General features: G+C 32.8%; 22 protein-coding genes and 1 tRNA gene. 15 read left to right on the forward strand and 8 right to left on the reverse strand.

The genetic code is table 11. The annotated features are described in order from the left end of the window. Position 1: 1 nt before the first annotated feature. Entirely contained in the window at positions 2-892 is an 891-nt protein-coding gene (gene porN / locus ACYX4H_RS08455; protein WP_475294481.1) for a type IX secretion system ring subunit PorN/GldN, read from the forward strand. 105 nt (positions 893-997) lie between these two features. Further along, entirely contained in the window at positions 998-2,041 is a 1,044-nt protein-coding gene (locus ACYX4H_RS08460) for an NAD(P)/FAD-dependent oxidoreductase (RefSeq protein WP_476235813.1), read from the forward strand. A 163-nt stretch (positions 2,042-2,204) separates the two neighbouring features. Here the strand turns inward: ACYX4H_RS08460 and ACYX4H_RS08465 are convergent, their stop codons facing one another. Then, complete coding sequence (locus ACYX4H_RS08465) at positions 2,205-2,588, reverse strand: DUF983 domain-containing protein (protein ID WP_476235814.1); 384 nt, start codon at positions 2,586-2,588, stop codon at positions 2,205-2,207. Between the two features lie 85 nt (positions 2,589-2,673). Here ACYX4H_RS08465 and ACYX4H_RS08470 point away from each other — a divergent pair, with 85 nt between their 5' ends. The 7 genes from ACYX4H_RS08470 (at position 2,674) to ACYX4H_RS08500 (ending at position 13,015) form a co-directional block, all read left to right on the forward strand. Next, entirely contained in the window at positions 2,674-4,584 is a 1,911-nt protein-coding gene (locus ACYX4H_RS08470; protein ID WP_476235815.1) for an ABC-F family ATP-binding cassette domain-containing protein, read from the forward strand. Positions 4,585-4,675: 91 nt separating this feature from the next. Next, complete coding sequence (locus ACYX4H_RS08475; RefSeq protein ID WP_476235816.1) at positions 4,676-5,806, forward strand: efflux RND transporter periplasmic adaptor subunit; 1,131 nt, start codon at positions 4,676-4,678, stop codon at positions 5,804-5,806. Beyond that, the gene (locus ACYX4H_RS08480; protein ID WP_476235817.1) at positions 5,806-9,012 is read left to right on the forward strand and encodes an efflux RND transporter permease subunit; all 3,207 of its coding nucleotides are present in this window, start codon (positions 5,806-5,808) and stop codon (positions 9,010-9,012) included. The genes ACYX4H_RS08475 and ACYX4H_RS08480 overlap by 1 nt, the downstream gene beginning before the upstream one ends. Further along, positions 8,996-10,309 (forward strand): TolC family protein, encoded by a 1,314-nt coding sequence (locus ACYX4H_RS08485; RefSeq protein WP_476235819.1) that lies wholly within the window; start codon positions 8,996-8,998, stop codon positions 10,307-10,309. Before ACYX4H_RS08480 ends, ACYX4H_RS08485 begins: the two co-directional genes overlap by 17 nt. A gap of 145 nt (positions 10,310-10,454) precedes the next feature. Next, the gene (locus ACYX4H_RS08490; protein WP_476235820.1) at positions 10,455-11,279 is read left to right on the forward strand and encodes a leucine-rich repeat domain-containing protein; all 825 of its coding nucleotides are present in this window, start codon (positions 10,455-10,457) and stop codon (positions 11,277-11,279) included. 193 nt (positions 11,280-11,472) lie between these two features. Further along, a tRNA-Met gene (locus tag ACYX4H_RS08495) sits at positions 11,473-11,545 on the forward strand. A 147-nt stretch (positions 11,546-11,692) separates the two neighbouring features. Further along, the gene (locus ACYX4H_RS08500) at positions 11,693-13,015 is read left to right on the forward strand and encodes a sugar MFS transporter (protein ID WP_476238649.1); all 1,323 of its coding nucleotides are present in this window, start codon (positions 11,693-11,695) and stop codon (positions 13,013-13,015) included. On the opposite strand, the gene ACYX4H_RS08505 is transcribed toward ACYX4H_RS08500, so the two are convergent. Further along, positions 13,012-14,043 carry a LacI family DNA-binding transcriptional regulator gene (locus ACYX4H_RS08505; RefSeq protein WP_476235821.1) on the reverse strand — a complete coding sequence of 344 codons (1,032 nt, stop codon included), beginning with the start codon at positions 14,041-14,043 and terminating at the stop codon, positions 13,012-13,014. The genes ACYX4H_RS08500 and ACYX4H_RS08505 overlap by 4 nt on opposite strands. Positions 14,044-14,195: 152 nt before the next feature. Here ACYX4H_RS08505 and ACYX4H_RS08510 point away from each other — a divergent pair, with 152 nt between their 5' ends. From ACYX4H_RS08510 to ACYX4H_RS08530, 5 genes are all read left to right on the forward strand, one after another. After that, positions 14,196-15,242: a PfkB family carbohydrate kinase gene (locus tag ACYX4H_RS08510; RefSeq protein WP_475294465.1), complete on the forward strand. Its 1,047-nt coding sequence runs from the start codon at positions 14,196-14,198 to the stop codon at positions 15,240-15,242. A 118-nt stretch (positions 15,243-15,360) separates the two neighbouring features. Then, a complete protein-coding gene (locus ACYX4H_RS08515; protein ID WP_476235822.1) occupies positions 15,361-16,029 on the forward strand; it encodes a bifunctional 4-hydroxy-2-oxoglutarate aldolase/2-dehydro-3-deoxy-phosphogluconate aldolase in 669 nt (222 codons plus the stop codon). 115 nt (positions 16,030-16,144) lie between these two features. Next, entirely contained in the window at positions 16,145-16,873 is a 729-nt protein-coding gene (locus ACYX4H_RS08520; RefSeq protein ID WP_476235823.1) for an FKBP-type peptidyl-prolyl cis-trans isomerase, read from the forward strand. 122 nt (positions 16,874-16,995) lie between these two features. Continuing rightward, positions 16,996-17,880 (forward strand): GTPase Era, encoded by an 885-nt coding sequence (era, locus tag ACYX4H_RS08525; RefSeq protein WP_476235824.1) that lies wholly within the window; start codon positions 16,996-16,998, stop codon positions 17,878-17,880. A gap of 84 nt (positions 17,881-17,964) precedes the next feature. Next, entirely contained in the window at positions 17,965-19,539 is a 1,575-nt protein-coding gene (locus ACYX4H_RS08530; RefSeq protein WP_476235825.1) for a choice-of-anchor I family protein, read from the forward strand. Positions 19,540-19,900: 361 nt separating this feature from the next. Here the strand turns inward: ACYX4H_RS08530 and ACYX4H_RS08535 are convergent, their stop codons facing one another. Then, a complete protein-coding gene (locus ACYX4H_RS08535; RefSeq protein WP_476235826.1) occupies positions 19,901-20,428 on the reverse strand; it encodes a GTP-binding protein in 528 nt (175 codons plus the stop codon). A 145-nt stretch (positions 20,429-20,573) separates the two neighbouring features. Between ACYX4H_RS08535 and der the strand changes: the two genes are divergently transcribed. Beyond that, positions 20,574-21,878 carry a ribosome biogenesis GTPase Der gene (gene der, locus ACYX4H_RS08540; RefSeq protein ID WP_476235827.1) on the forward strand — a complete coding sequence of 435 codons (1,305 nt, stop codon included), beginning with the start codon at positions 20,574-20,576 and terminating at the stop codon, positions 21,876-21,878. 44 nt (positions 21,879-21,922) lie between these two features. Here the strand turns inward: der and ACYX4H_RS08545 are convergent, their stop codons facing one another. From ACYX4H_RS08545 to ACYX4H_RS08565, 5 genes are all read right to left on the reverse strand, one after another. After that, the gene (locus ACYX4H_RS08545) at positions 21,923-22,786 is read right to left on the reverse strand and encodes a TPM domain-containing protein (protein WP_476235828.1); all 864 of its coding nucleotides are present in this window, start codon (positions 22,784-22,786) and stop codon (positions 21,923-21,925) included. Positions 22,787-22,795: 9 nt separating this feature from the next. Next, positions 22,796-23,233 (reverse strand): TPM domain-containing protein, encoded by a 438-nt coding sequence (locus ACYX4H_RS08550; RefSeq protein WP_475294457.1) that lies wholly within the window; start codon positions 23,231-23,233, stop codon positions 22,796-22,798. A gap of 24 nt (positions 23,234-23,257) precedes the next feature. Beyond that, positions 23,258-23,845 carry a LemA family protein gene (locus ACYX4H_RS08555; protein ID WP_476235829.1) on the reverse strand — a complete coding sequence of 196 codons (588 nt, stop codon included), beginning with the start codon at positions 23,843-23,845 and terminating at the stop codon, positions 23,258-23,260. Positions 23,846-23,947: 102 nt separating this feature from the next. Continuing rightward, positions 23,948-24,277 carry a MerR family transcriptional regulator gene (locus ACYX4H_RS08560; RefSeq protein WP_475294455.1) on the reverse strand — a complete coding sequence of 110 codons (330 nt, stop codon included), beginning with the start codon at positions 24,275-24,277 and terminating at the stop codon, positions 23,948-23,950. Beyond that, on the reverse strand, positions 24,277-25,248 hold the full coding sequence (locus tag ACYX4H_RS08565) for a M23 family metallopeptidase (protein ID WP_475294454.1): 972 nt from the start codon (positions 25,246-25,248) through the stop codon (positions 24,277-24,279). The genes ACYX4H_RS08560 and ACYX4H_RS08565 overlap by 1 nt, the downstream gene beginning before the upstream one ends. Positions 25,249-25,286: the final 38 nt, after the last annotated feature.

Below are 25,286 nucleotides of genomic sequence, written 5' to 3' on the forward strand. Positions count from 1 at the left end.
AATGAATTTAAGAAGTTTTTTATTAACCGTAGCAACTGTTTGTACAGCAACTACCATGTTTGCTCAAGCAAATATTTTAAATGCTAAAAGCCCTGAAGATATTGGGGTGCGAACAGATGAACAAAAAGTAGTAGATAATGACAAGCCCTTAGAATACGGTTATGTTGATGATAGAGATATCTTATTTGCTAAAATGACGTGGGAACGCGTAGTGCTTAATGAGCGCTCTAACTTTCCGTTGTACTACCCAATTGATACTAATAACATTGGTAAAGACAGACGTAGTTTATATGATGTTTTAATGAAAAACATTAAAAACGGTAAAATAGAAAACATCTATGATGATTCATATTTTTCAACAAAACGTACTTTAAAAGATATTGAAGCAGCTTTAACTAAAGTTGATACCACTGAGCTTGGTATTGAGCAGTTAAATGCAGGCGAAACTCTATCTGCTGAGTATATTGATAAAAGAGCAATAACAGCGGCTGACATTGTTGAGTACCGTATTAAAGGTTTATGGTATTTTGACAAAAGGCAATCTGAAATGAAATACAGATTGTTAGCTATAGCACCTGTAGCCCCAGATGTTAATTTTATAGACTCTGATAACCCAGATTTAGTGCCATTGTTTTGGGTGTTTTTCCCAGATGCCAGACAGGTGTTACATGAGGCTAAAGCTTTTAACGGTGAAAACAGTTCGCAACCTTTCTCTTTTGATCATGTGCTAAATTCTAGACGCTTTCATGGTTACATTTATAAAGAAGAAAATGTATATGGCGATAGAAAAATTACAGAGTACGTGTCAGATAACGCGCTTATGCAGTTGCTAGAATCTGAAAGAATTAAAGATAAGATTAGAGATTTTGAATTAGATATGTGGACATACTAATTTAAATTTATCAAATCAAAATATTTAAAGCGCTCACTTTATAAAGTGAGCGCTTTTTTTGTGTTTATTAATAAAGGGAAAACTTCCATTTTATATCTTCGCAGCATGCAAGTAGATTATATTATTGTTGGCACCGGTTTAGCAGGTATTAGTTTTTGTGAACAGTTAAAGGTTAATAACAAAAGTTTTGTTGTTTTTGATGATGGTTCGCAGCAATCATCAATGGTGGCAGGTGGTTTGTATAATCCAGTAGTATTAAAGCGTTTTACAGCTGTTTGGCAAAGTAAAGAACAGCTAAATGTTGCGCTGCCAATGTATAAAAACATTGAAAACCAATTAAATATAACTGTAGATTATAAAATACCAGTGTACCGAAAATTTGCATCAACCGAAGAGCAAAATAATTGGTTTACAGCTTCCGATAATGTTAAGCTTACTCAATATCTTTCAGAGGAAATAATAAAAAATACAAACGCGGCTATTAATGCCCCTTTTGGTTTTGGTAAGGTATTAAATACAGGTAGAATTGATGTTAAAACCTTAATTGAAGCTTATAAAAAAGACTTGAAAAGTAATAAGCAGCTTATTGAAAGTGGTTTTAATTATAACGAGTTAAAAATTACAAGTTTAAATGTTACTTACAATAATATTGAAGCTAAACATGTTGTTTTTGCTGAAGGTTATGGGCTTAATAAAAACCACTATTTTAATTACTTACCTTTAGTACCAGCAAAGGGCGAACTGCTTGTAATACATGCGCCAAATTTAAAAATAGATTTTGTGCTAAAGTCGGCAGCTTTTTTAATTCCTATTGGTAATGATAATTATATTGTTGGCGCTACTTATGAGTGGAAAGATTTAAGCAATAAAACAACCAACAAAGCAAAATTAGAGCTGTTAGATAAACTTAAAAATTTACTTAACTGTAACTTTACAGTGGTTAATCAGGTGGCAGGTATTAGGCCAACGGTTAAAGATAGAAGGCCTTTGGTTGGGCAACACCAAGAATATAAAAACTTATATGTTTTAAATGGCTTGGGTACGCGTGGTGTAATGATTGGGCCATACGTTGCGCAAAAGCTTTACAATTTTATTGAAAATGAAATGCCTTTAGATACTGAAATAAATATAACAAGGTTTAAAGCATAACGCTGCTGCGTTAAGGATAGAAGCGGCATCCTTTTTAAAACGTTTTAACCAGAGTATATTTTTAAAATGCTAAATGTTTTGAAATATAATTATAGCTAACAAAGTGTTGTTATGTTTTAAAAAGATATAGCGTATAGCCTGACCCTTTAGGGTAACGCCCTAATTATTTTTTTACTAGATTTTTATCATAACTCATAAAAAAGTTAATCCAAATATTTCTAGACAAACGCATTATTACTGGCATAAAAACAACTAATGTGCCAACAATTGATATAAATGTAACTTTTAAATTTGCGTTAAAAATTAAATTGCTAATTACAAAAGCAGCCACTGCAAAAGCAACACCAACGGCGTAGCTAACATACATGGCGCCATAAAAAAATGAAGGCTCTATGCGGTATTTTGTTTGGCAGTGAGAGCAGCGTTCGTGCATTTTTAAAGTTTCGGCTAGGTTGTATGCGTTTTTATTTATGTACATTGATTCTTGCTGACACTTTGGGCAAGCGCCGGTTAAAATACTATATAGTTTGGTTCCTTTTTTAAACATTTATTTTAGTGTATTTTTGTACGCGTTTTTATAACGCAAAAATAAATTTATTAGTTTTAATAATTGTAACAAAAGTCACATATCTATGCTTAATATACATAATCTTTCTATTTCATTTCAAGGAGAATATCTTTTTGAAGACATTACTTTTAAGCTAAGTGGTGGCGATAGTGTTGGGCTTATTGGTAAAAATGGTGCGGGAAAATCTACCATGCTAAAAATTTTATCAAAAGATTTAGAGCCAGATTCTGGCCAAATTGCCACAGATAAAGCTTTAAAAATTGGATTTTTAAAACAAGATATAGATTTTATTTTAGGTAGAACCGTGTTAGAAGAAGCTTATGAGGCCTTTACCGAAATTAAAGCTTTAGAGGCAAAAATGGAAGCGGTAAATACGCAATTAGCAGAACGAACAGATTATGAAAGTGAAGCCTACAACCAGTTAATGATTGACATTAACGATTTACAACACCACTACGAAATTTTAGGTGGCTATAATTACCAAGGTGATACAGAGAAGATTTTACAAGGTTTAGGGTTTAAACGCGAAGATTTTAACAAACTAACAGATACTTTTTCAGGCGGTTGGCGCATGCGTATTGAACTGGCAAAACTACTGTTGCAAAACAACGATATTTTACTGTTAGATGAGCCTACAAACCACCTAGATATTGAATCTATTATTTGGTTAGAAGGCTTTTTAAAAAGCTATACTGGTGCCGTTGTTATTGTATCGCATGATAAAATGTTTTTAGATAATGTAACCAACCGTACCATTGAAATTTCTTTAGGTAGAATTTATGATTATCCAAAACCCTATTCAAAATACTTAGTTTTAAGAAAAGAGCTAAGAGAACAACAACTAGCATCACAAAAAAATCAGCAAAAACAAATTGAACAAACCGAAAAGCTTATAGAAAAGTTTAGAGCCAAAGCATCAAAAGCAACCATGGCACAATCTTTAATTAAAAAGCTTGATAAAATTGATAGAATTGAAGTTGATGAAGATGATAATAGTGTAATGACATTAAATTTTCCGGTATCAATAACACCTGGAAAAGTTGTTGTTGAAGCTGAAAAGGTTTCAAAAAATTATGGTGACAATCAAGTTTTAAGTGAAGTAAGTTTACTTATTGAACGCGATAGTAAAACGGCTTTTGTTGGTCAAAACGGGCAAGGTAAATCTACCTTAGCTAAAATAATTGTAGGCGATTTAAAATATAACGGCCACCTAAAATTAGGGCATAATGTACAAATAGGATATTTTGCACAAAATCAGGCAGAATATCTAGATGGTAATAAAACTGTTTTAGATACCATGATTGATGCCGCTAATGAAACCAACAGAAGTAAAGTACGCGATATTTTAGGCTCGTTTTTATTTAGAGGCGATGAGGTTGAAAAATATGTGCGTGTGCTTTCTGGAGGTGAGCGAAACCGTTTAGCCTTAGCAAAATTAATGCTTCAGCCGTTTAATGTGTTGGTAATGGATGAGCCTACAAACCATTTAGATATAAAATCTAAAAACGTATTAAAAGATGCTTTAACACGTTTTGAAGGTACTTTAATTTTAGTGTCGCATGATCGTGATTTTCTTCAAGGTTTAACTAATAAAGTTTATGAATTTAAAGACCAAAAGCTAAAAGAATATTTAGGTGATATAGATTATTACCTAGAACAGCGTAAAGTTGATAATTTAAGAGAGGTTGAAAAAAGAACTGTTGTAAAAGAAACACCAAAAGTTAAAAAACAACAAACCTACGAAGAACAAAAAAAGCTCAAATCTTTAAACAATAAGCTTAGTAATGTTGAAGCTAAAATAAGTGATTTAGAAAAAGAAATTAAAGCTATTGATGCAGATTTAGAGGCTAATTATGAGCAGATAACCTCACAACCTAATTTTTTTGATAACTACCAGAAAAAGAAAAAAGATTTGCAAGAATTCATGGAAAAATGGGAATTGCTTCATGAAGCGTTAGAAATGTTAGAAAATTAAGGTACACATTATCTATTTTATGTTTTTTTTAACTTTATTCACTTAGGGGTTTAGGTAATTTTGCGCGTATACACCATCAAAATTACACTAAATGCGTAAAATTATACTATCCGCTATAGGCGTTTTGCTAATAGTAGTTTCTTTTTTTATTGCCAAAAATTTAATTGCTAGTAAAAATAAACCCAAACCTGTAAAAGGTAAAGTAGTTAAAACAGTTTTTGTAGATACGGTTAAAAATGCCACTATTCCTATAGTTGTTACAGCAAGCGGTAATACCGTAGCCAAACGTAGGGTGGAGCTTTATGCCGAAGTACAAGGTGTTTTTAAACAAACAGGAAAGCTTTTTAAACCTGGGCAAGTTTACAAAAAGGGACAACCTTTAATTAGAATTGATGCTTCAGAATATTACGCAAGTGTACAATCTGCCAAAAGCAATTTGTATAATGATATTGCAGCAATTATGCCAGATTTAAGATTAGATTTCCCTGAGGTTTACAGCAAATGGCAACAATATTTATCTGGTTTTAATATTGAAAAAACAACGCCAAAGTTGCCTAAAATGACTTCAGAAAAAGAAAACTTTTTTATTACCGGCAGAGGCATAGTATCTAGTTACTATAATGTTAAAAATTTAGAGCAACGTTTAGCAAAATATGCAATAAATGCGCCGTTTACTGGTGTGCTCACAGAGGCTTTAGTAACCGAAGGTACTTTGGTAAGAAATGGCCAAAAGTTAGGAGAATTTATTGATACTTCAGACTATGAAATTGAAGTAGCCATAAGCAAAACGTATGCACCATTTTTAAAAACGGGTAAAAAAGTAGTGTTAAAAACATTAGATGGTAATGCTACTTACACAGGTACGGTAGTACGAGTTAATGGTAGTGTAGATTTAACCACACAAACCATAACAGCATTTATTGAGGTAACGCACCCAGATTTAAAAGAAGGTATTTATTTAGAGGCTGAATTAGATGCTAAAAACGAAGAAAATGCTATTGAAATTAACAGGTCTTTGTTAACCGATGATAACACCATTTTTATTTTAAAAGATAGTGTTTTAGATGTTGTACCCGTAAAACCAGTATATTTTACAGATACTAAAGTGGTTTTAAAAGGCGTAAAAGATAATGTTATTTATGTGAGCCAACCAGTACCAGGAGCATACAAAGGTATGTTGGCAAAACCAGCAAATGAAGCATTAGCAACAATACAAGAATAATGAAAAAGATAATTGAATATTTTATACGCTACCATGTTGCTGTTAACGTGGTAATTTTAGCCTTTTTTGTGTTTGGTATTATTGGTATGCTATCGTTAAAATCGTCTTTTTTTCCGTTAGTAGAATCAAAAATAATTACAGTAGCCATTACCTATCCTGGTGCATCTCCACAAGAAATTGAAGAAGGTATTGTGCTTCAAATTGAAGATAATTTAAAGGGTTTAAAGGGTGTAGATAGAGTTACATCAGTTTCTAGAGAAAACAGCGGAAGCATAACTGTTGAAATTGAAAAAGGCGAAAACTTAGATTTTATGCTTTTAGAAGTTAAAAATGCGGTTGATAGAGTGCCGTCATTCCCTTCGGGCATGGAGCCTTTGGTGGTTTCTAAACGAGAAGCTGTTAGAGAAACTATATCATTTGCTGTTAGCGGTAAAGATATTCCGTTAGTAACTCTTAAACAAATTGCGCGCCAAATAGAAACAGATTTGCGTGCTATTGATGGTATTTCGCAAATTGAAATTTCCGGTTTCCCAGATGAAGAAATTGAAATTGCTGTAAATGAAACCAGCTTATTAGCTTATAATTTAACTTTTAATGAAGTTGCTCAAGCTGTTAGTAACGCTAATATTTTAGTAACAGGTGGTAACGTTAAAACTGTTACCGAAGAGTATTTAATTAGAGCAAATAACAGAGAATATTACGGTAGCGAGCTTTCAAATATTGTTGTAAGAGCCAGTAATGACGGTAAAATAATAAGGTTAAAAGATGTTGCAGAAATTCGTGATGTGTTTTCTGAAACACCTAAAGCTACTTATTTTAATAAAGAATTAGCAGTAAATGTATCGGTTACTAGTACTAATAATGAAGATTTAATTTCATCGGCAGATAGGGTTAAAGAATACATTGAAACATACAACCAAAAATATACCAATTTAAAGCTAGATGTAGTAAGAGATTTATCTATAACCTTAAATCAACGTACAGAGTTACTAGCAGAAAATGCTATTGTAGGTATGATTTTAGTTTTAGTATTTCTATCTATTTTTTTAAATACAAGATTAGCCCTTTGGGTGGCTTTTGGTTTACCAATTTCGTTTTTAGGGATGTTTATTTTTGCAGGCCAGTTTGATGTTACTATAAACGTATTGTCATTATTCGGAATGATTATCGTTATTGGTATTTTGGTAGATGATGGTATTGTAATTGCCGAAAATATTTACCAACACTACGAAAAAGGAAAAAAACCAGTACAAGCAGCTATTGATGGTACTTTAGAAGTTATTCCGCCAGTGGTTTCGGCCATTATTACAACACTACTAGCTTTTTCATTGTTCTTTTTTTTAGATAGTAGAATAGGTGAGTTTTTTGGTGAAGTATCAGTAATTGTAATATTAACACTAGTTGTTTCATTAGTAGAAGCTTTAATAATTTTACCAGCGCATTTAGCACATTCAAAAGCATTAAGAGTTAAAAAAGAAACACTTCAAAACGCCAAATCTTCAAACAGTTTTTTTGCTTTTATGAGAGGTTTAAACAAAAGTGGCGATAGATTCATGTCTTTTTTAAGAGATAAGGTATACACACCGGTGCTTAACTTTGTGTTGGCCTATAAAATTTTGGCATTAGGCATTTTTATAATGTTACTAGTTTTAACCGTAGGATCGATTGGTGGCGGAATAATTAAAACAGCCTTTTTTCCAAGAGTTGCTAGTGATGCTGCAACAATTGAATTAGAAATGCCTGCTGGAACTAATGTTAAAATTACAGATTCTATTATTTCTATGATTGAAGAAAAATCATTTATAGTGAATAAAGAACTTACCGAGAAGTATTTAAAAGGCACAGATAAAGAGTTGTTTGAAAACACTATTGTAGATATTAACAGTTCATCTAGTGCAACACTTAAAATTAATCTTTTACCAGGTGAAGAACGCCCTGATGAAATTCAATCGTTTTTAGTAACTAATAGGTTAGAGGAGCTTGTTGGCCCTGTAATTGGTACAGAGCGATTAATTTATGGCTCTGGTGGAAATTTTGGCGGTAATCCTGTTTCGGTTTCACTATTAAGTAATAATATTGAAGAGTTAAAAGCATCAAAAAATGCCTTAAAAAAATACTTGCAAACAAACCCGTTGTTAAAAGATATTGGTGATAATGATCCTGCAGGTATTAAGGAAATTCGTCTTCAACTTAAAGAAAACGCCTATTTATTGGGCTTAGATTTAAGAACTGTTATGGCTCAAGTGCGTTCAGGTTTTTTTGGCGCCCAAGCGCAACGGTTTCAACGTGGGCAAGACGAAATTAAAGTTTGGGTACGTTATGATAGAGCAAACCGTAGCTCTATTAATAATTTAGATAATATGCGTATAGTTACCCCAACAGGAGCACGCGTTACTTTAAAAGATATTGCAAATTATAGTATTGTAAGAGGTGATGTAGCAATAAACCATTTGGAAGGTAAGCGAGAAATACAAGTGTATGCAGATTTAAAAGACCCAAGTAATAGTCCAACAGATATTTTAGATGATATTAAAGAAAATTTTATTCCACAATTGCAAATAAAGTATCCGTCGTTAAGCGCATCTTTTGAAGGTCAAAATAGAGAGTTCAACAAACTTTCAAGTTCTTTAGGGTTTGCAGGTCCTGTAATTTTGCTGTTAATATACATTACAATTGCTTTTACATTTAGAAGTTATTCACAACCATTATTACTAATTCTTTTAATACCATTTAGTTTAACAGCTGTGGCTTGGGGACATTGGATATCTGGTTTTCCGGTAAATATTTTGTCACTATTAGGTATTATAGCATTAATAGGTATTATGGTAAATGACGGTTTGGTTTTAATAGGAAAGTTTAATACCAATTTAAGAGACGGAATGAGGTTTGAAGAAGCCCTATCTGAAGCAGGAAAATCACGTTTTAGAGCCATTTTCCTAACATCACTAACAACTATTGCTGGTTTAGCACCATTACTTTTAGAAAAAAGTAGGCAAGCGCAATTTTTAAAACCTATGGCAATATCAATTTCATATGGTATTGGCTATGCAACCGTATTAACATTATTGGTTTTACCGCTGTTTTTATCATTTAGTAACAGTATAAAGCAAGGCTTTAAATGGTTAATTACCGGAAATAAAGTAACAAAAGAAGAAGTAGAACGTGCTATTATAGAGCAAAATGAAGAACATGAACATGAAAATTAGTTTTGTAAGTCTGTTATTTTTTACAACCGTTTTATTTGCACAACAAAAAATAACACCAAAAGATGCGGTAACATTAGCGCTAGATAATAATTACGGTATAAAATTAGCTAAAAATCAAGTTGAAGTTGCTAAAAATAATGCCAGCATATTAAACAATGGCTACCTGCCAACATTACGAGGTGTTGCTGGTGCAACCTACAATATAGATAACACAGAAGCTGAGTTTTCAAACGGAGACGTTACTAATTTAAACGGGGCAGAAAGTTCGCGTTACAATGCTTCAGTAGAATTGGGGTATACTATTTTTGATGGTTTAGGGCGTTCATACAACTATAAACAATTAAAAGAAACTCAGCAATTAACGGCTTTACAAGCTAGAGAAACCATTGAAAATACTATTCTGCAACTTTTCACAGTATATTATAATGTAGCTGAATTTAAAGAAAATAAGGCAGCATTAGCACAAACTCTTAATATTTCAAACGATAGGCTTACCAGAGCTAAATATCAATTTGACTATGGGCAATCTACTAAACTAGAAATTTTAAATGCTGAAGTTGATATTAATAATGACAGTATTAATGTAATGAATGCCCAACAGCAACTGCAAAGTGCTAAACGAGACTTAAACCTAGTTTTAGGAAATGCAATAACCAATACTTTTGATGTTGAAACAAATGTGGTTTTTACAAACTTGTTAAGTAAAACAGATTTGCTTAATAAAGCAAAAGCCTACAACGCTAGTTTACTTCAAATAAATAAAAATATTGAAATAAATAACTTAATAGTAAAATCTGAAAAAGCAGCCTATTTGCCAACAATTGGTTTAACGGGTAGTTACGGTTGGAATAAAAATGATAACAATGCAGCATCATTTTTAGCAGTATCAACAAATACAGGCTTTTCCGGTGGTGTTAATTTAAGTTGGAATTTGTTTGATGGCGGCAGCACTATAACACGCGTAAAGAATGCTAAAATAAATTTAGAAAATCAAAACCTTCAAAAAGAAGAATTATTAATAACCTTAGAGCGTGATTTTAATAATGCTTGGGACGATTATCAAAACAAACTTAGTATATACAAATTACAAGAAAAAAATATAATAACAACACAAAATAACTTTGATAGAACTGCCGAAAAGTTCAAATTGGGGCAACTCAATTCTATAGAGTTTAGGCAAGCACAAATAAATTTACTCAATGCAGAGTTAACAAAAAATCAAGCCAAATATGCTGCAAAGATAGCAGAATTAGAACTTTTAAAAATTAGTGGCGAACTGTTGAATATCAATTTTTAAAGTACGATTATTCGTCATATCCGGATGAAATACATGTTTTTAAGGATTAAGTGTTAAATTTTTGCGCATTTAATCGATTAAAATGGTTTTTAATCCTTTTTTAAGTTAGTTTCGTATTAGAATTAACCCCTAATCTAGTTCTACAATGAAAACTTTAAAACTTATAGCCATTTGTTTATTCACAACAGCATATACTTTTGCTGATAATGTTTCACTACTTCAAAAAGAAGCTTTAATAGTATTTTATAATGCCACAAACGGTAGTAATTGGAATACAAAATGGAACTTATCGGCCGATGTTAGCACATGGCATGGTATTACTGTTGAAAACAATAAAGTAACAGAAATTAATTTACCATTTAATAATTTACAAGGTGAATTGCCACAAGAAATTGCAAACTTAACAAGTCTTAAAGTATTAAATTTAGGGTTTAACAAAATTTCAGGAAACATACCTGCATCAATAAGTCATTTACAAGATTTAACCTCTTTAGAATTATTTATGAATGCTTTTGAAGGTAACATTCCATCAGAGCTAGGAAAGCTTAAAAATTTACAATCGTTAAAATTATATAGCAACAAGTTAATTGGTGAAATTCCAGCAAGCTTAATGCAATTAACAAACCTAGAAGAGCTTTTAATAGGAAGCAACTTTTTAACAGGAACTATACCAACTAATATTAACGCCTTAACAAAACTTAAAAAATTAAGTTTAATGGATAACAAATTAGTGGGCGAAATACCAGTTCAATTAAGTCAATTAAATAATTTAGAAGAATTGTTATTATCTTCTAACAACCTAACTGGAGATTTACCAATTGAGCTAGTTAACTTAAAAAAGTTAAATACAGTAATGGTTAGTGATAATAACTTAAACGAAGAATATGTAAGTATTTCTGGTAAAAATCCTCCAGGAATGATGACAATAGACACAAACGCAACAGCGGTATTAGATATTGAAAAAGAATAATTTTTTTAGAGTAAAGTTTTATATTGTTAGTTTAAAGCAGTCTTTTATAGGCTGCTTTTTTAGTTTTATAATAATAAATGGTTTTAAAAGTTTAATAAAAGCTTAATATTCAGCAACTAATAATTATTGCGAAAATAATTTTAAAATATTGCTTGTTAAATGTAAAAAGGGTTGTATATTTGCAGTCCAATATCGCGGGATAGAGCAGTAGGTAGCTCGTCGGGCTCATAACCCGAAGGTCACTGGTTCGAGTCCAGTTCCCGCTACTAGTAAAGCCTTCAACTTATGTTGAAGGCTTTTTTTGTTTTACAAATTCCATGTTTTTATAAATATTGATAGAATTTAAAACATTATCAAACTAAAACAGTATTTTTAGCATTACTTCAAAATATCAGTTTTAATATATGAGTAACATGCATACTTCGGCAAGCGCTAAAACTAATTACACATTACCAATTGTTATTATAGCTAGTTTATTTTTTATTTTCGGATTTGTAACCTGGATTAACGGAGCGCTAATTCCTTTTATGAAAACCATCAATGAACTCACTGAAGCACAATCGTATTTAGTAGCATCTGCATCGTATATTTCATTTGTTGTTATGGCGCTACCGGCTTCATCTGTGATAACAAAGCTAGGATACAAAAAAAGTATGTCTTTGGGTTTAATAGTTATGGGGCTTGGTGCTTTAGTGTTTATTCCAGCGGCAAATGCCCGAACGTATTGGTTGTTTTTAACCGGTATTTTTATTCAAGGTGCCGGTATGACTTTGCTTCAAACAGCTTCAAATCCTTATATAACTATTTTAGGACCTATTGAAAGTGGTGCTAAACGAATTGCCATTATGGGAATTGCAAACAAAATTGCTGGTGCATTGGGGTCGGTAATATTTGGAGCTATTCTATTGTCGGGTATTGATGATGTAAAAGAAAAATTAGCCATAGTTGACGTTTCAGAAAAAGAAACCTTACTAAGTACAATGGCCGATAGTGTTATAACACCATATATTATTATGGCAGTGGTATTATTTCTATTAGGCGGTTTAATTTTAAAAGCACCGTTACCGAATGTTGAAAATACCTCTTCGGGAGAAGCTAGTACTGAAAAAACCACCAAAACAAGTGTATTTCAGTTTCCTAACCTATGGTTTGGGGTGTTAGCTTTGTTTGTGTATGTTGGTGTTGAAGTAATTGCTGGTGATACCATAATTTCATACGGCATTGCATTAAATATTCCCGCTGAAGAAGCTAAATACTTTACGCTATTTACATTAATGGCCATGGTAGTAACCTATGCTTTAGGGGTTATTTTAATTCCTAAATATGTAAGCCAATCTTTAGCGCTTAGAGCAAGTGCTATTTTGGGGGTAATTTTATCACTTTGTATTGTATTTACAACTGGGTTTGCATCGGTACTTTTAGTAGCGGCTTTGGGTATAGCAAATGCATTGGTTTGGCCTGCAGTATGGCCTTTAGCTTTAAATGGTTTGGGTAAGTTTACAAAAACAGCATCGGCTTTATTAATTATGGCAATTTCTGGTGGGGCTATCATTCCTCCATTGTATGGTGCCATTGTAGATAGTAGAAAAGAAACATTAGTAACAAGTGGTTTAGGCGAAGCAAATGCTGCTATAGAAGCCGCTAATAACGGTTACTGGATTTTACTACCGTGTTATTTTATAATTTTATTTTACGCTTTCTGGGGTTATAAAATTGGTGTTTCAGAAAAAAACTAATTGCGTTTTTTATTAGAAGAAGCTCTAACAACTAATTCAGCATCTAAAATTTGCTTATTTAAAGTTTGTGTAATAGTGTCTTTTTTAGCGTGTTCTAAAAAGGTTAGAGCAGCACGCCTTCCTATGTCTTCACTATGTTGGTTAATACTTGAAATACTTGGTGTAACCATGGCGGTAAAAGGTTCGTTACCAAAACCAACAAGCGCTATGTCTTCAGGAACTTTTATGCTTTGTTCGTTTAGCACCTGTAAAGCCCCTAAAGCAGCATAATCTCCAGCAACATAGACTGCATCGGGTCTATTTTTTAAGTTTAGAATTTGTTGCATTTTAGCTCTACCATCTTTAATAGTTAAGCTACTTTCAATGAGTAATTCATTTTCTAAAGGTAAATTATGCTTTTTTATAGCATCAATGTAACCTTTAATTCGGTTATTATAAATTCGGGTGTGTTTAAAACCACCAATATGGGCAATACGTTTACAACCTTGCTGTACTAAATGTTCAACAATCATGTGGCTACTTTCATAATCATTAATACCAATGTAATCTACATTCAAATCGTTTTCACCACGGTCAAATAAAATAAGTGGTATGCCTTTAGATTTTACTTTCTCGTAATAGTCTAAATCTACCGTTTCATTCGCCATAGAAGCAATAATACCATCTACTTGGGTAAATAACAAAGTATCAATATTATCACATTCTTTTTTATATGATTCGTTAGATTGGGTAATAATAACATTATAGCCTTCTTTGTTTAAAACCTCTTCAATATTTTGAATAACCGACGAGAAAAAGTTACTATTAGTTCTTGGTACAATTAAGCCCACCAAATTGCTTTTACCTTTACGTAAGGCACTGGCCAAATGGTTAGGTTGGTAATTTAAGTTTTTAGCAACTTGTCTTACTGCCTTTTTGGTTTTATCACTTATTCGGGAATCATTGTGCAACGCCTTAGATACCGCTGCTGGTGAGATGTTAAGCACGTTGGCAATATCTTTTATAGTCGCTTTTTTTTTGTTTCCCAATTTTTTATATATTTGCTTAATCGTTTAAGCAAATATATTGCTTTAGTAAGAAAAATCAAAACAACTTAATATTTTTAATACGTTTTGATTTATTTTTAAAACACTGCTTAAACGTTTAAGCAAAAAACTAATTTATTAAATAAGAATTTACAATGAGTAAAGTAGTCACGTTTGGAGAAATCATGTTAAGATTAGCTCCTCAAGGATTTTTAAGATTTTCACAAGCAAATAATTTTGATGTTATTTACGGTGGTGGTGAGTCTAACGTAGCAGTTTCATTAGCAAACTATGGTGTAGATGTTGATTTTGTTACACGTTTACCAAAAAATGATATTGGTGAGTGTGCCATGATGGAAATGCGTAAAAGAGGCGTTGGAGTAGATAAAATTGTTTGGGGTGGAGACCGCTTAGGTATTTACTTTTTAGAAACTGGTGCGGTATCTCGTGGTAGTAAAGTGGTATACGATAGAGCACACTCTGCAATGGCTGAAATTGAATCTGGAATGATAGATTGGGATGCTGTTTTTGAAGGTGTTGAGTGGTTCCACTGGACAGGTATTACACCTGCAATTTCTCAAGGTTCTGCTGATGTTTGTTTAGAAGCTGTTAAAGCAGCTAGCGCTAAAGGTATTACTATTTCAACAGATTTAAATTACCGTGCTAAACTTTGGAAATATTGTGATGCTGCTCATAGAGAAGCTGTCATGACTGAGTTAACTTCATATTGTGATATTGTTTTAGGTAATGAAGAAGATGCTGAAATGCACTTTGGTATTAAGCCAGAAGGTATCAGCGTTCAAACTGAAGGACACAATGTAAAAGCTGAAGCATTTTTATCAGTTTGTCAACAAATGATGGAAAAATTCCCAAGAGCCAAAAAAGTTATCACAACATTAAGAGGTTCTATTTCTGCATCGCACAATACTTGGGCAGGTGTATTATATGATGGTAAAACATTATTTGAAACACGCCAATACCAAATTACTGATATTGTTGATAGAGTAGGTGGTGGAGATTCATTTATGGGTGGTTTAATCTACGGATTATTAAAATACCCAGAAGATGACCAAAACGCACTAGATTTTGCTGTAGCTGCTTCTTGTTTAAAACACACAATTAAAGGTGATGCAAACTTGGTTACTGTTTCTGAAGTTGAAAAATTAATGGGAGGAGACGCTTCAGGGCGTGTTGCTAGATAAATCCCCTCTTTAATTCTCCCCAAAGGGGAGATGTAGAGTGTAATTTACATTTAAAATAACTAAAGTTTAACTTAAAAATATAAAGTCCTTCCCTTTGGGAAGGATTTAAGATGGGAATATGGCACAATTTACAAGATTAGAAGTTGCTCAAGCAATGAAAGAAACAGGGATGATTCCTTTGTTTTTTAACAACAATATAGAATTAAGTAAAAAAGTATTAAAAGCATGTTATGATGGTGGTGCTCGTTTAATGGAGTTTACTGCTCGTGGTGATTTTGCTCACGAAGTTTTTGGTGAATTAACTAAATATGCTGTAGCTGAATTACCGGGTATGATTATGGGTGTTGGTTCTGTAACCGATGCAGGACAAGCATCTCTTTACATGTCTTTAGGTGCAAACTTTGTAGTAACACCAGTTTTAAGAGAAGATATAGCTATTGCTTGTAACCGTAAAAAAGTACTTTGGTCTCCAGGTTGCGGTACACTAACCGAAATTACTAGAGCTGAAGAATTAGGTTGCGAAATAGTAAAATTATTCCCAGGTGATATTTACGGTCCGCAGTTTGTAAAAGGTATTAAAGGTCCGCAACCATGGACAAGCATTATGCCAACAGGAGGTGTATCGCCAACCGAAGAAAACTTAAAAGGATGGTTTGATGCCGGCGTAACATGCGTTGGTATGGGGTCTAAATTAATTTCAAAAGAAATTATAGCAAACAAAGATTACGCTAAATTAGAGCAAGACGTAAAAAATGCGTTAGCAATAGTTAAAGCTGTTAGAAAATAATAACCATGTTTTTTTAGAACAAAGAGCGCCTCAATTTATTGGGGCGCTTTTCTTTTTATTCTGAACATAAATTCGTTAATTCGCATCTATTAAAACAATAAACAAATTATATACAATGAAAATAGGAAAAATTTTTAGCGTTTTTGCCGTAGCTTTATTAGTGGTGTCTTGTAACCAAAATGGCGCGCAAAACAAGCCATTAAACACAGCTGCAGATTCTTTAAGTTATGCCATTGGTATGGATGTAGCAAGAAATGTATCTGCTACATTTGATGAAGAGTTTGATCATGATTTATTTTACCAAGGCTACAAAAATGTTGTTGATTCTGCCGATGTTAAAATTGATAAAAATCTAGTACAAGGTATCATTCAAACCTACATGCAGAAAAAACAGCAAGAAATGGCTGAAAAGCAACAAGCTGAAGCAGCTAAAAAAGCTGAAGAGCAATTTGGAGAATTAAAAGCTGCTGGCGAAAAATTAATGGCTGAAAATATATCTAAAGAAGGTGTACAAACTACTGAGAGTGGTTTACAATATATTGTTTTAGAAGAAGGTGATGGTGAAAAACCAACAGCTTCAGATAGAGTTAAAGTACATTACCACGGTACATTATTTGACGGTACTGTGTTTGATAGCTCTGTTGATAGAGGTGAACCAACAACATTTGGTGTTGGGCAAGTAATTAAAGGATGGACAGAAGGTTTACAATTAATGCCTGTAGGTTCAAAATACAAATTCTTTATCCCACAAGATTTAGCTTACGGTCACCAACAACGTGGGCAACACATTAAGCCTTTTACACCTTTAGTATTTGAGGTTGAATTATTAGAAATAGTTAAGTAATAACACATTACTTTTAGCAATATTAAAAAGCAGGAAGCACAGTCTTCCTGCTTTTTGTTTTAAATAAATTGTTTAAAACAGCCGTAAGGTTGTAACTTTGCATAACATTTTAAAAAGAATATATGGCGCATAAAGCAGGTTTTGTAAATATTATAGGTAATCCAAACGTGGGTAAATCTACCCTAATGAATGCTTTTATAGGCGAAAAACTTTCCATTATAACCTCTAAAGCGCAAACCACGCGTCACAGAATTTTAGGTATAGTAAATGGCGAAGATTTTCAAGCGGTTTTAAGTGATACACCAGGTATTATTAAGCCAGCATATGAGTTACAAGAATCTATGATGGATTTTGTAAAATCTGCCTTTGAAGATGCCGATGTTTTAATTTACATGGTTGAAATTGGTGAACAAGCCTTAAAAGACGAAGCATTTTTTAATAAAATTACCAATTCAAAAATACCTGTTTTATTATTACTTAATAAAATAGACACTTCAGATCAAACACAACTAGAAACTCAAGTGCAATTATGGGCAGAAAAAGTGCCAAACGCTGAGATTTATCCAATTTCAGCACTTGAAGGTTTTAATGTAAAAGAAGTGTTTTTTAGAATAGTTGAACTTTTACCAGAATCTCCACCATTTTACCCCAAAGATCAGTTAACAGATAAGCCAGAACGTTTTTTTATAAATGAAAGTATACGCGAAAAAATTCTGTTGCACTACAAAAAAGAAATACCATACGCCGTTGAGGTAGAAACCGAAGAATTTCACGAAGAAGAAAATATCATCAGAATTCGTTCTGTTATAATGGTTGAGCGAGACACTCAAAAAGGCATCATCATAGGCCACAAAGGAAGCGCGTTAAAACGAGTAGGAACCGAGGCTAGAAAAGATTTAGAAAAATTTTTCGGCAAGCAAATTCATATAGAACTTTACGTAAAAGTGAACAAAAATTGGCGCTCAAACCAAAACCAGCTGAAACGTTTTGGTTACAATCAACGCTAAAAGCTAACGCAACTTTTAAAGTTACATAACATTCTCTTTAACAAGTAGTTTCATATTTGTTGATTAATTAATCAACTTAAAAAAATGAAACTTAAAAACGTATTAAAATTATTTAGTGTAGCACTAGTATCTTGCTTTATGTTAACTGCATGTGCCGAAGATGGTATTGATGGGCAAGATGGTGTTGATGGTGTAAACGGACAAGACGGTGCTAATGGGCAAGATGGACAAGACGGCGCCGATGGAATGGATGGAATGGATTTTACCTATTTCTCAACCGCAGCAAAAGTGGCTTTAGGTGATGGTATAACTGAAATTTCGGCATACGATGCCAATACACAAACTATTTTTTCTACAAATTCTGAAGCTAAAGAAGTAGAGGTTATTGATATTTCTGATGTAAATAATCCTGAAATAAAAACCGCTATTGATGTAACTCTATACGGAGGAAATGTTAATTCTGTAGCAAGTAAAAATGGCTATTTAGCTATTGCTGTTGAGGCAGAAAATAAACAAGCTGATGGTAGTGTAGTTATTTTTAAAACCGATGATTTAACAACACCTTATGCCAACATTACTGCAGGTGCATTGCCAGATATGGTTACTTTTACACCAGATGGTAAATATATATTATCAGCTAACGAAGGTGAACCAAATGATGACTATACTGTAGACCCAAAAGGTTCTGTTACTTTAATTGATGTTGAAGCAAAAACAGCAAGCCAAATAAATTTTGATGCTTTTAATAGCGAAGAAGCTACGCTTGAAGCTAGCGGTTTTAGGGTATTTGGTCCGGGTGCGGATTTAAGTACAGATGTTGAGCCTGAATACATTACCGTATCTTCAGACTCTAAAACAGCTTTCATAGCACTACAAGAAAACAACGGTATAGCAAAATTAGATATTGACACCAAAACAATTACAGATATATATCCGTTAGGAACAAAAGATTATAATGAAGTTGCTTTCGATTTAAGTGATAAAGACGATATTGTAGGAAACCTAAACTATTGGCCTGTATTAAGCTTTTACCAACCAGATGCTATTGATTATTTTGAAATTAATGGCATGGGGTATATTATTACCGCAAATGAAGGCGATTCAAGAGATTACGATGGATACTCTGAAGAAGATAGAGTAAAAGATTTAACTTTAGATCCAACAGCATTTTCAGGTGCAGCAACATTACAATTAGAAGAAAATTTAGGACGTTTAAAAATTACAACAGCTAACGGTGATACAGATAACGATGGTGATATAGATCAAATTTACGGATACGGTGCGCGCTCTTTTTCTATTTGGAGCACAACAGGTGCTTTGTTATTTGATTCTGGCAATGAATTTACTTTAAAAGGACTTTACAGTTTTGGTAATTATCAAGAAGGAAGATCTGATGATAAAGGCTCTGAACCAGAGGCAGTAACCACTTTTGTTGAGGGCGCAAATACATACGCCGCCATTGGTTTAGAAAGAAGTGGTGATGTTTTAATTTATAACATTACAGATATTTACAATCCGCAATTCATGCAACGTTTACGTAACACATCACCAGAAGGTTTATTAGTAATTGATGCTGCAAATAGCCCTAACGGAAAAACATTACTGGTAGTTTCTAATGAGTTTCCAGATGATGCTACATTAAACATCTATTCAAAATAAAACTAAAACATTTAGTTTGTTAAAAATAAAGAGCTGTTTAAAAGATAATATAATTTTAGGTAGCTCTTTTTGTATTTTAAAGTATTCGTAATTATAGGTGTAATAAATCTTGTAGAATGTATATTAAATAAAAATACCAGTTGTTAAATGTGTATTTTTTAAAATCTAATGGTAAGTTGTTATTAACGTAACAATTAGTTAAAATGAAAAAGGCATATTTGCCTCATCAAAGTTTGTTAAACTTTTGAGTTAGTTAGTTTAGTTATAAAAAGCCTTAATTTTGCCCTAAATTAAGGCTTTTCTTCTTAAAAAAAACTAAATTTTTAGAAGCCACTAAGTACGTTCAAAATATAAAGTAATATTAAACTTCACTAATATTTGGCGCTCCAACATTTTGGTTTAATATTTCTTTCATGAAATTATTAAGCATATGCATTTCTTTTTTGCTAGATGTTTTACCAATACTACCTGCAAAATATAAAGTAAACCAAATTAGTGTCATTAAAATCATAACACTAATTTGTATGCTATAATTGGTGTTTAGTTTCCAGTTGCTGTAAGCCCAAATACCAAAACCAATAAATAGCGTAGCAACAATAAAGTGTAAAAACATAAAAAGCGTCCACACAGTAGGGTTAGGGCCAAATAAGCCATATAATAAACTTGTGTTATTATCTATTTCATCAATTTCTAAATGTAACTGTGGTGTAAAAAACTGCTGTTCTTTTTTAGGGAATTTTATAAAAACATGATTCTCAATACGGTTAACAATAAAAGTGTTTTGTTTGTTTTTAACGTTTTCAAAAGCCTTTAAAATAACTTGGTTATTAACATGTAATTTTAGTTTAAACCTAGGTCTTAAGGCTATATTTTTGTTAGTTGGCATCATATTAGTTTTGTACCATTTAAAATAGTAAAATTTATTAATTAAAAGCAAACCCCTTAATAGTTTTAAAAAACAGTAACTAATGGCAGTATATTTTCTATTTTTGCAAAATATTTAAGGAGCATAATAACGCTAACCTTTTAATTTTATGAGTAGTATAGTAGCAATAGTAGGAAGACCAAATGTAGGTAAATCAACGTTTTTTAATCGTTTAATTCAAAGGCGAGAAGCCATTGTAGATTCTGTAAGTGGTGTAACAAGAGATCGCCATTATGGTAAATGTGATTGGAACGGGCGCGAGTTTTCTTTAATTGATACAGGAGGTTACGTTATTGGTAGTGATGATGTTTTTGAAGCCGAAATAGATAAACAAGTTGAGTTAGCTATTGATGAAGCCGATGCCATAATTTTTATGGTTGATGTTGAAACAGGTATAACTGGTATGGATGAAGACGTTGCTAAGTTATTACGAAAAGTACAAAAACCTGTATTTTTAGTAGTGAACAAAGTTGATAATTCAAAGCGAAGTGAAGATGCCGTAGAGTTTTATGCACTTGGTTTAGGCGAATATTTCACCATTGCAAGTATTAATGGCTCTGGAACCGGCGAACTTTTAGATGCTTTAGTTGAAGCTTTACCAGAAAAAGAAGAAGTGGTTGAAGAAAACTTACCACGTTTTGCTGTAGTTGGTCGCCCTAATGCTGGAAAATCGTCATTTATTAATGCGTTAATTGGTGAAGATAGATATATTGTAACCGATATTGCTGGCACCACACGCGATGCTATAGACACTAAATATAACCGTTTTGGTTTTGAATTTAATTTAGTTGACACGGCTGGAATTAGAAGAAAATCTAAAGTTAAAGAAGATTTAGAATTTTATTCTGTAATGCGAAGTGTTAGAGCTATTGAACATGCCGATGTGTGTTTGTTGGTTTTAGATGCTAACCGCGGATTTGACGGGCAAGTGCAAAATATTTTCTGGTTAGCCGAACGTAACCGAAAAGGTATTGTTATTCTAGTTAATAAATGGGATTTGGTTGAAAAAGATCATAAATCTGTTAAGGAATATGAAAAAGCCATTCGTAAACAAATTGAACCGTTTACAGATGTGCCTATTGTGTTTATTTCTGCACTTACAAAACAACGTATTTATAAAGCAATAGAAACAGCTGTTGAAGTTTATGAAAACCGCAGTAAGCGTATTAAAACAAGCGAGCTTAATGAAGTGTTTTTACCTTTAATAGAGCATTACCCACCGCCAGCATATAAAGGCAAATTTGTTAAAATAAAATACATTATGCAGTTGCCAACACCACAACCACAGTTTGCGTTTTTCTGTAATTTGCCACAATATGTAAAAGATCCTTACAAACGTTTTCTTGAAAATAAACTACGCGAAAATTTTGGCTTTACAGGTGTGCCAATTAGCGTTTACATGCGTAAGAAGTAGTTTTGTAAATATTGAAGTTTAGGGTTGGTGTAACTTTAAATGGTTTACCAACCTCCAGAAGCTCCGCCACCGCCAAAGCTACCGCCACCAAAGCCGCCGCCAAAACCACCGCCAGAAGACCAGCCACCGCCGCCAGAGCTACCCCAGCCACTGCCACCAGATGAACCACGGTAACTACCGCGCCCCATGTTGCTTAAAATAATAGCATCTAAAATACTGGTACCATCAGTTCGGTTACCACGGTTGTTACCGCCACCACCACGTCGGTTTTTTGAAATAGAAATTAAAATAATAAAAAATATAAAAAGGAGCATAACAATTAATCCAACAGGGAAATCATTGTTTTGCTTTCTGGTGCCTTTATATTCGCCATTTAAAACTTCAAAAATAGCATCGGCCCCACGGTTTAAACCGCCAAAGTAATTGTTTTGTTTAAAGTAAGGTATTATATCGCGCTCAATAATACGTTTTGATAAAGCATCGGTTAGCAAATATTCAATACCATGGCCCGTATTTATTCCAATACGCCTATCATCTTTAGCTAATAAAATAAGAATACCGTTGTCTTTTTCTTTACTGCCACCAATACCCCATTTTTGGCCCCATTTGGCTCCTAAATAATTTATGTTTTCACCTTTAGTAGAACTAATAATGGCCACCACAATTTGCGTAGATGTAGTATCAGAATATTTAATAAGTTTGTTTTCTAATATTTTTTTTTGTGAAGGTTCTAATAAGTTTACATAATCGTAAACACTTGTTTGAAATTTAGGTGTTTCAGGAATGTCAAATTGAGCAAACCCAACTGAAGTAGTAAAAAGTAATAATAATGGTAATAGATTTTTAAACACAGTTAATAATTGGGTGTCTTTTTTTTTAGCTAAAGAGAAAGAAACTGAATACTGCATGCCGTAATTTTATCCTTTTGAAATGTCGTTTGAAAGCTCGTTGGTATCCTCTTTTGTGTACGGAAAATAATGTTTTAACGCATTACCAGCTTTAGTGATACCATCAACTAAGCCTTGCTTAAAATTACCTTTTTTGAATTGCTGTTGAATACTGTTTTTTGTGCTATCCCAAAAATTAGGCTCAACCAAATTATTAATACCTTTATCACCATAAATAGCGAAGGTTTTATCTTCTACAGCTACATAAATTATAACACCGTTTTGTGCTTTAGTGTTTTCCATTTTTAGCATGTAAAACACTTCTAAAGCTCTTTTAGAGGCGTTACCATTGCAAGTTTTTTCAATGTGTACGCGTATTTCTCCAGAAGTGTTTAACTCGGCCAACCTAATGGCTTCAATAATTTCTTGCTCTTCAGTTGCAGAAAGAAAATCTTCTATTTTAGACATAATAAAGCAATGATTTCTTAGGTTTTATTGGAAATCAAATTTAACCTCGGGAGCTTTTTCGGCGCCAGCTTCAGCTTCAAAATACGCTTTTTTATCAAACCCCATAATACCGGCAATTAAGTTGTTAGGGAAAGAACGTATGGTTTTATTGTATGGTTTTACAGCTTCATTAAACCTGTCTCTAACCACATTTATTCTGTTTTCAGTACCTTCTATTTGAGATTGTAATTCAAGAAAATTCTGGTTTGCTTTTAATTCTGGATATCGCTCAACGGTTACTAATAAACTTTTTAATGCGCCTGTTAAGCCTCCTTGAACTTCATTAAATTTAGCTAATTGTTCTGGTGTAATATTTGATGGGTCTATGCTTACAGAAGTAGCCTTAGCTCTTGCATTAATAACGGCTTCTAGAGCGCCTCTTTCGTAATCTGCGGCACCTTTTACGGTATTAACTAAATTATCAATTAAATCTGCACGTCTTTGGTATGCGCTTTCAACTTTACCCCAAGTTTCATTGATGTTTTCATCTAGACTAACCAAGGTGTTGTATTTATTCATAGCAAAAAGGCCAAATAAAACAATAATTACAACAGGTAAAATCCATTTTTTCATAATAAAATTAATTTATAGGTTAATGTTTGTAAATGTATGACACAATATTGGTTAAAATGTTACTTAATTATAAAAAATGAATGAAAATTTTGCAGAAATATTTCAAAGATGTTCTTTTATTTTAAGTAGTTGCTCTTTAATGTCTTCAAGCTTATTTATAATTTCAAAGTTGCTTAAGGCTTCTTTTTTTTCTTCTTTTAAATGAATTTTTGCGCCTTCTAAAGTAAACCCACGTTCTTTTACTAAATGATATATAAACTTAAGGTTTTTTATGTCTTCGGGAGTGAATTTGCGGTTGCCTTTTGCATTTTTTTTTGGTTTTAAAATGTCAAATTCTTTTTCCCAAAAGCGTATTAATGATGTGTTTACACCAAAGGCCTTTGCAACTTCGCCTATGCCGTAATAACGTTTATTGGGTAAATTAATATGCATTAGTCTAGTGATTGGTTTTCCATTGAAGCATGTTCAAGCATTTCGCTAAACTCTTCGGCAGTTAAACTTCCGTAGTAAAAATTAATAGGATTTATATTTACACCGTCTTTTCTAATCTCATAGTGTAAATGTGGTGCCTGAGATCTTCCTGTGCTACCAACAAAACCAATTAAATCACCGCGTTTTACTTTTTGGTTTTTGCGTACGTTGTATTTGTATAAATGCGCATAGAGGCTAATGTAGCCAAACCCATGATCTATTCTTATGTGTTTACCGTAACCGCTAGAGCCTGAGTCTGCACGCACTACAACACCATCTCCGCTGGCATAAATTGGGGTGCCTCTTGGTGCTGTAAAATCCATGCCTTTATGCATTTTTCTAACTTTAGTAAAAGGGTCTGTACGCATACCGTAACCAGAAGCCATACGTGTTAAATCTTCATTGCTAACAGGTTGTATGGCAGGAATTGCAGCTAATAATTTTTCTTTTTCTTCGGCAAGTAACGCAACTTCGTCTAAAGATTTTGATTGTACAACAATTTGTTTTTGTAAAATATCTAAACGTTTTGTGGTTTCCATAATAAGTTTAGAGTTATCAAAACCCGCTAAGTTTTTATAACGGTTTATACCACCAAAGCCTGCTTTTCGTTGTTCATCGGGTATAGGGTTTGCTTCAAAATAAACGCGGTAAAGGTTGTTGTCTCTATCGGCAACATTGGCTAAAACCGCTTCAGCTTCATCCATTTTTTTATTTAAAATTTCAAACTGAAATTGCATATTTTGTAATTCTCGTTTTAAGGCCTTCTCTTTAGGAGATTCAATGTATTGTCCTGCAATAAAAACAAAGCCAAAAGCAAATAAGCAAGCAGCTAGTAAAAACAAAAAAACGTACTTAAATGTAGTTCTTTTTTTACGCTCAATTTTTCTGTATGAAAGTGATTCTGAATCGTAGTAATATTTTACCTTACTCATTACGTTATTTATTCTATTTTTGCATGAGATTATCTAAA

It is taken from the genome of Seonamhaeicola sp. ABD4_340, assembly GCF_056312135.1.

What these genes read in the sequence shown, in the direction of transcription:
- porN (WP_475294481.1), top strand. Translation starts at nt 2, where the DNA reads ATGAATTTAAGAAGTTTTTTATTAACCGTAGCAACTGTTTGTACAGCA.
- ACYX4H_RS08460 (WP_476235813.1), top strand. Translation starts at nt 998, where the DNA reads ATGCAAGTAGATTATATTATTGTTGGCACCGGTTTAGCAGGTATTAGT.
- ACYX4H_RS08465 (WP_476235814.1), bottom strand. Translation starts at nt 2,588, where the DNA reads ATGTTTAAAAAAGGAACCAAACTATATAGTATTTTAACCGGCGCTTGC.
- ACYX4H_RS08470 (WP_476235815.1), top strand. Translation starts at nt 2,674, where the DNA reads ATGCTTAATATACATAATCTTTCTATTTCATTTCAAGGAGAATATCTT.
- ACYX4H_RS08475 (WP_476235816.1), top strand. Translation starts at nt 4,676, where the DNA reads ATGCGTAAAATTATACTATCCGCTATAGGCGTTTTGCTAATAGTAGTT.
- ACYX4H_RS08480 (WP_476235817.1), top strand. Translation starts at nt 5,806, where the DNA reads ATGAAAAAGATAATTGAATATTTTATACGCTACCATGTTGCTGTTAAC.
- ACYX4H_RS08485 (WP_476235819.1), top strand. Translation starts at nt 8,996, where the DNA reads ATGAACATGAAAATTAGTTTTGTAAGTCTGTTATTTTTTACAACCGTT.
- ACYX4H_RS08490 (WP_476235820.1), top strand. Translation starts at nt 10,455, where the DNA reads ATGAAAACTTTAAAACTTATAGCCATTTGTTTATTCACAACAGCATAT.
- ACYX4H_RS08500 (WP_476238649.1), top strand. Translation starts at nt 11,693, where the DNA reads ATGCATACTTCGGCAAGCGCTAAAACTAATTACACATTACCAATTGTT.
- ACYX4H_RS08510 (WP_475294465.1), top strand. Translation starts at nt 14,196, where the DNA reads ATGAGTAAAGTAGTCACGTTTGGAGAAATCATGTTAAGATTAGCTCCT.
- ACYX4H_RS08515 (WP_476235822.1), top strand. Translation starts at nt 15,361, where the DNA reads ATGGCACAATTTACAAGATTAGAAGTTGCTCAAGCAATGAAAGAAACA.
- ACYX4H_RS08520 (WP_476235823.1), top strand. Translation starts at nt 16,145, where the DNA reads ATGAAAATAGGAAAAATTTTTAGCGTTTTTGCCGTAGCTTTATTAGTG.
- era (WP_476235824.1), top strand. Translation starts at nt 16,996, where the DNA reads ATGGCGCATAAAGCAGGTTTTGTAAATATTATAGGTAATCCAAACGTG.
- ACYX4H_RS08530 (WP_476235825.1), top strand. Translation starts at nt 17,965, where the DNA reads ATGAAACTTAAAAACGTATTAAAATTATTTAGTGTAGCACTAGTATCT.
- ACYX4H_RS08535 (WP_476235826.1), bottom strand. Translation starts at nt 20,428, where the DNA reads ATGATGCCAACTAACAAAAATATAGCCTTAAGACCTAGGTTTAAACTA.
- der (WP_476235827.1), top strand. Translation starts at nt 20,574, where the DNA reads ATGAGTAGTATAGTAGCAATAGTAGGAAGACCAAATGTAGGTAAATCA.
- ACYX4H_RS08545 (WP_476235828.1), bottom strand. Translation starts at nt 22,786, where the DNA reads ATGCAGTATTCAGTTTCTTTCTCTTTAGCTAAAAAAAAAGACACCCAA.
- ACYX4H_RS08550 (WP_475294457.1), bottom strand. Translation starts at nt 23,233, where the DNA reads ATGTCTAAAATAGAAGATTTTCTTTCTGCAACTGAAGAGCAAGAAATT.
- ACYX4H_RS08555 (WP_476235829.1), bottom strand. Translation starts at nt 23,845, where the DNA reads ATGAAAAAATGGATTTTACCTGTTGTAATTATTGTTTTATTTGGCCTT.
- ACYX4H_RS08560 (WP_475294455.1), bottom strand. Translation starts at nt 24,277, where the DNA reads ATGCATATTAATTTACCCAATAAACGTTATTACGGCATAGGCGAAGTT.
- ACYX4H_RS08565 (WP_475294454.1), bottom strand. Translation starts at nt 25,248, where the DNA reads ATGAGTAAGGTAAAATATTACTACGATTCAGAATCACTTTCATACAGA.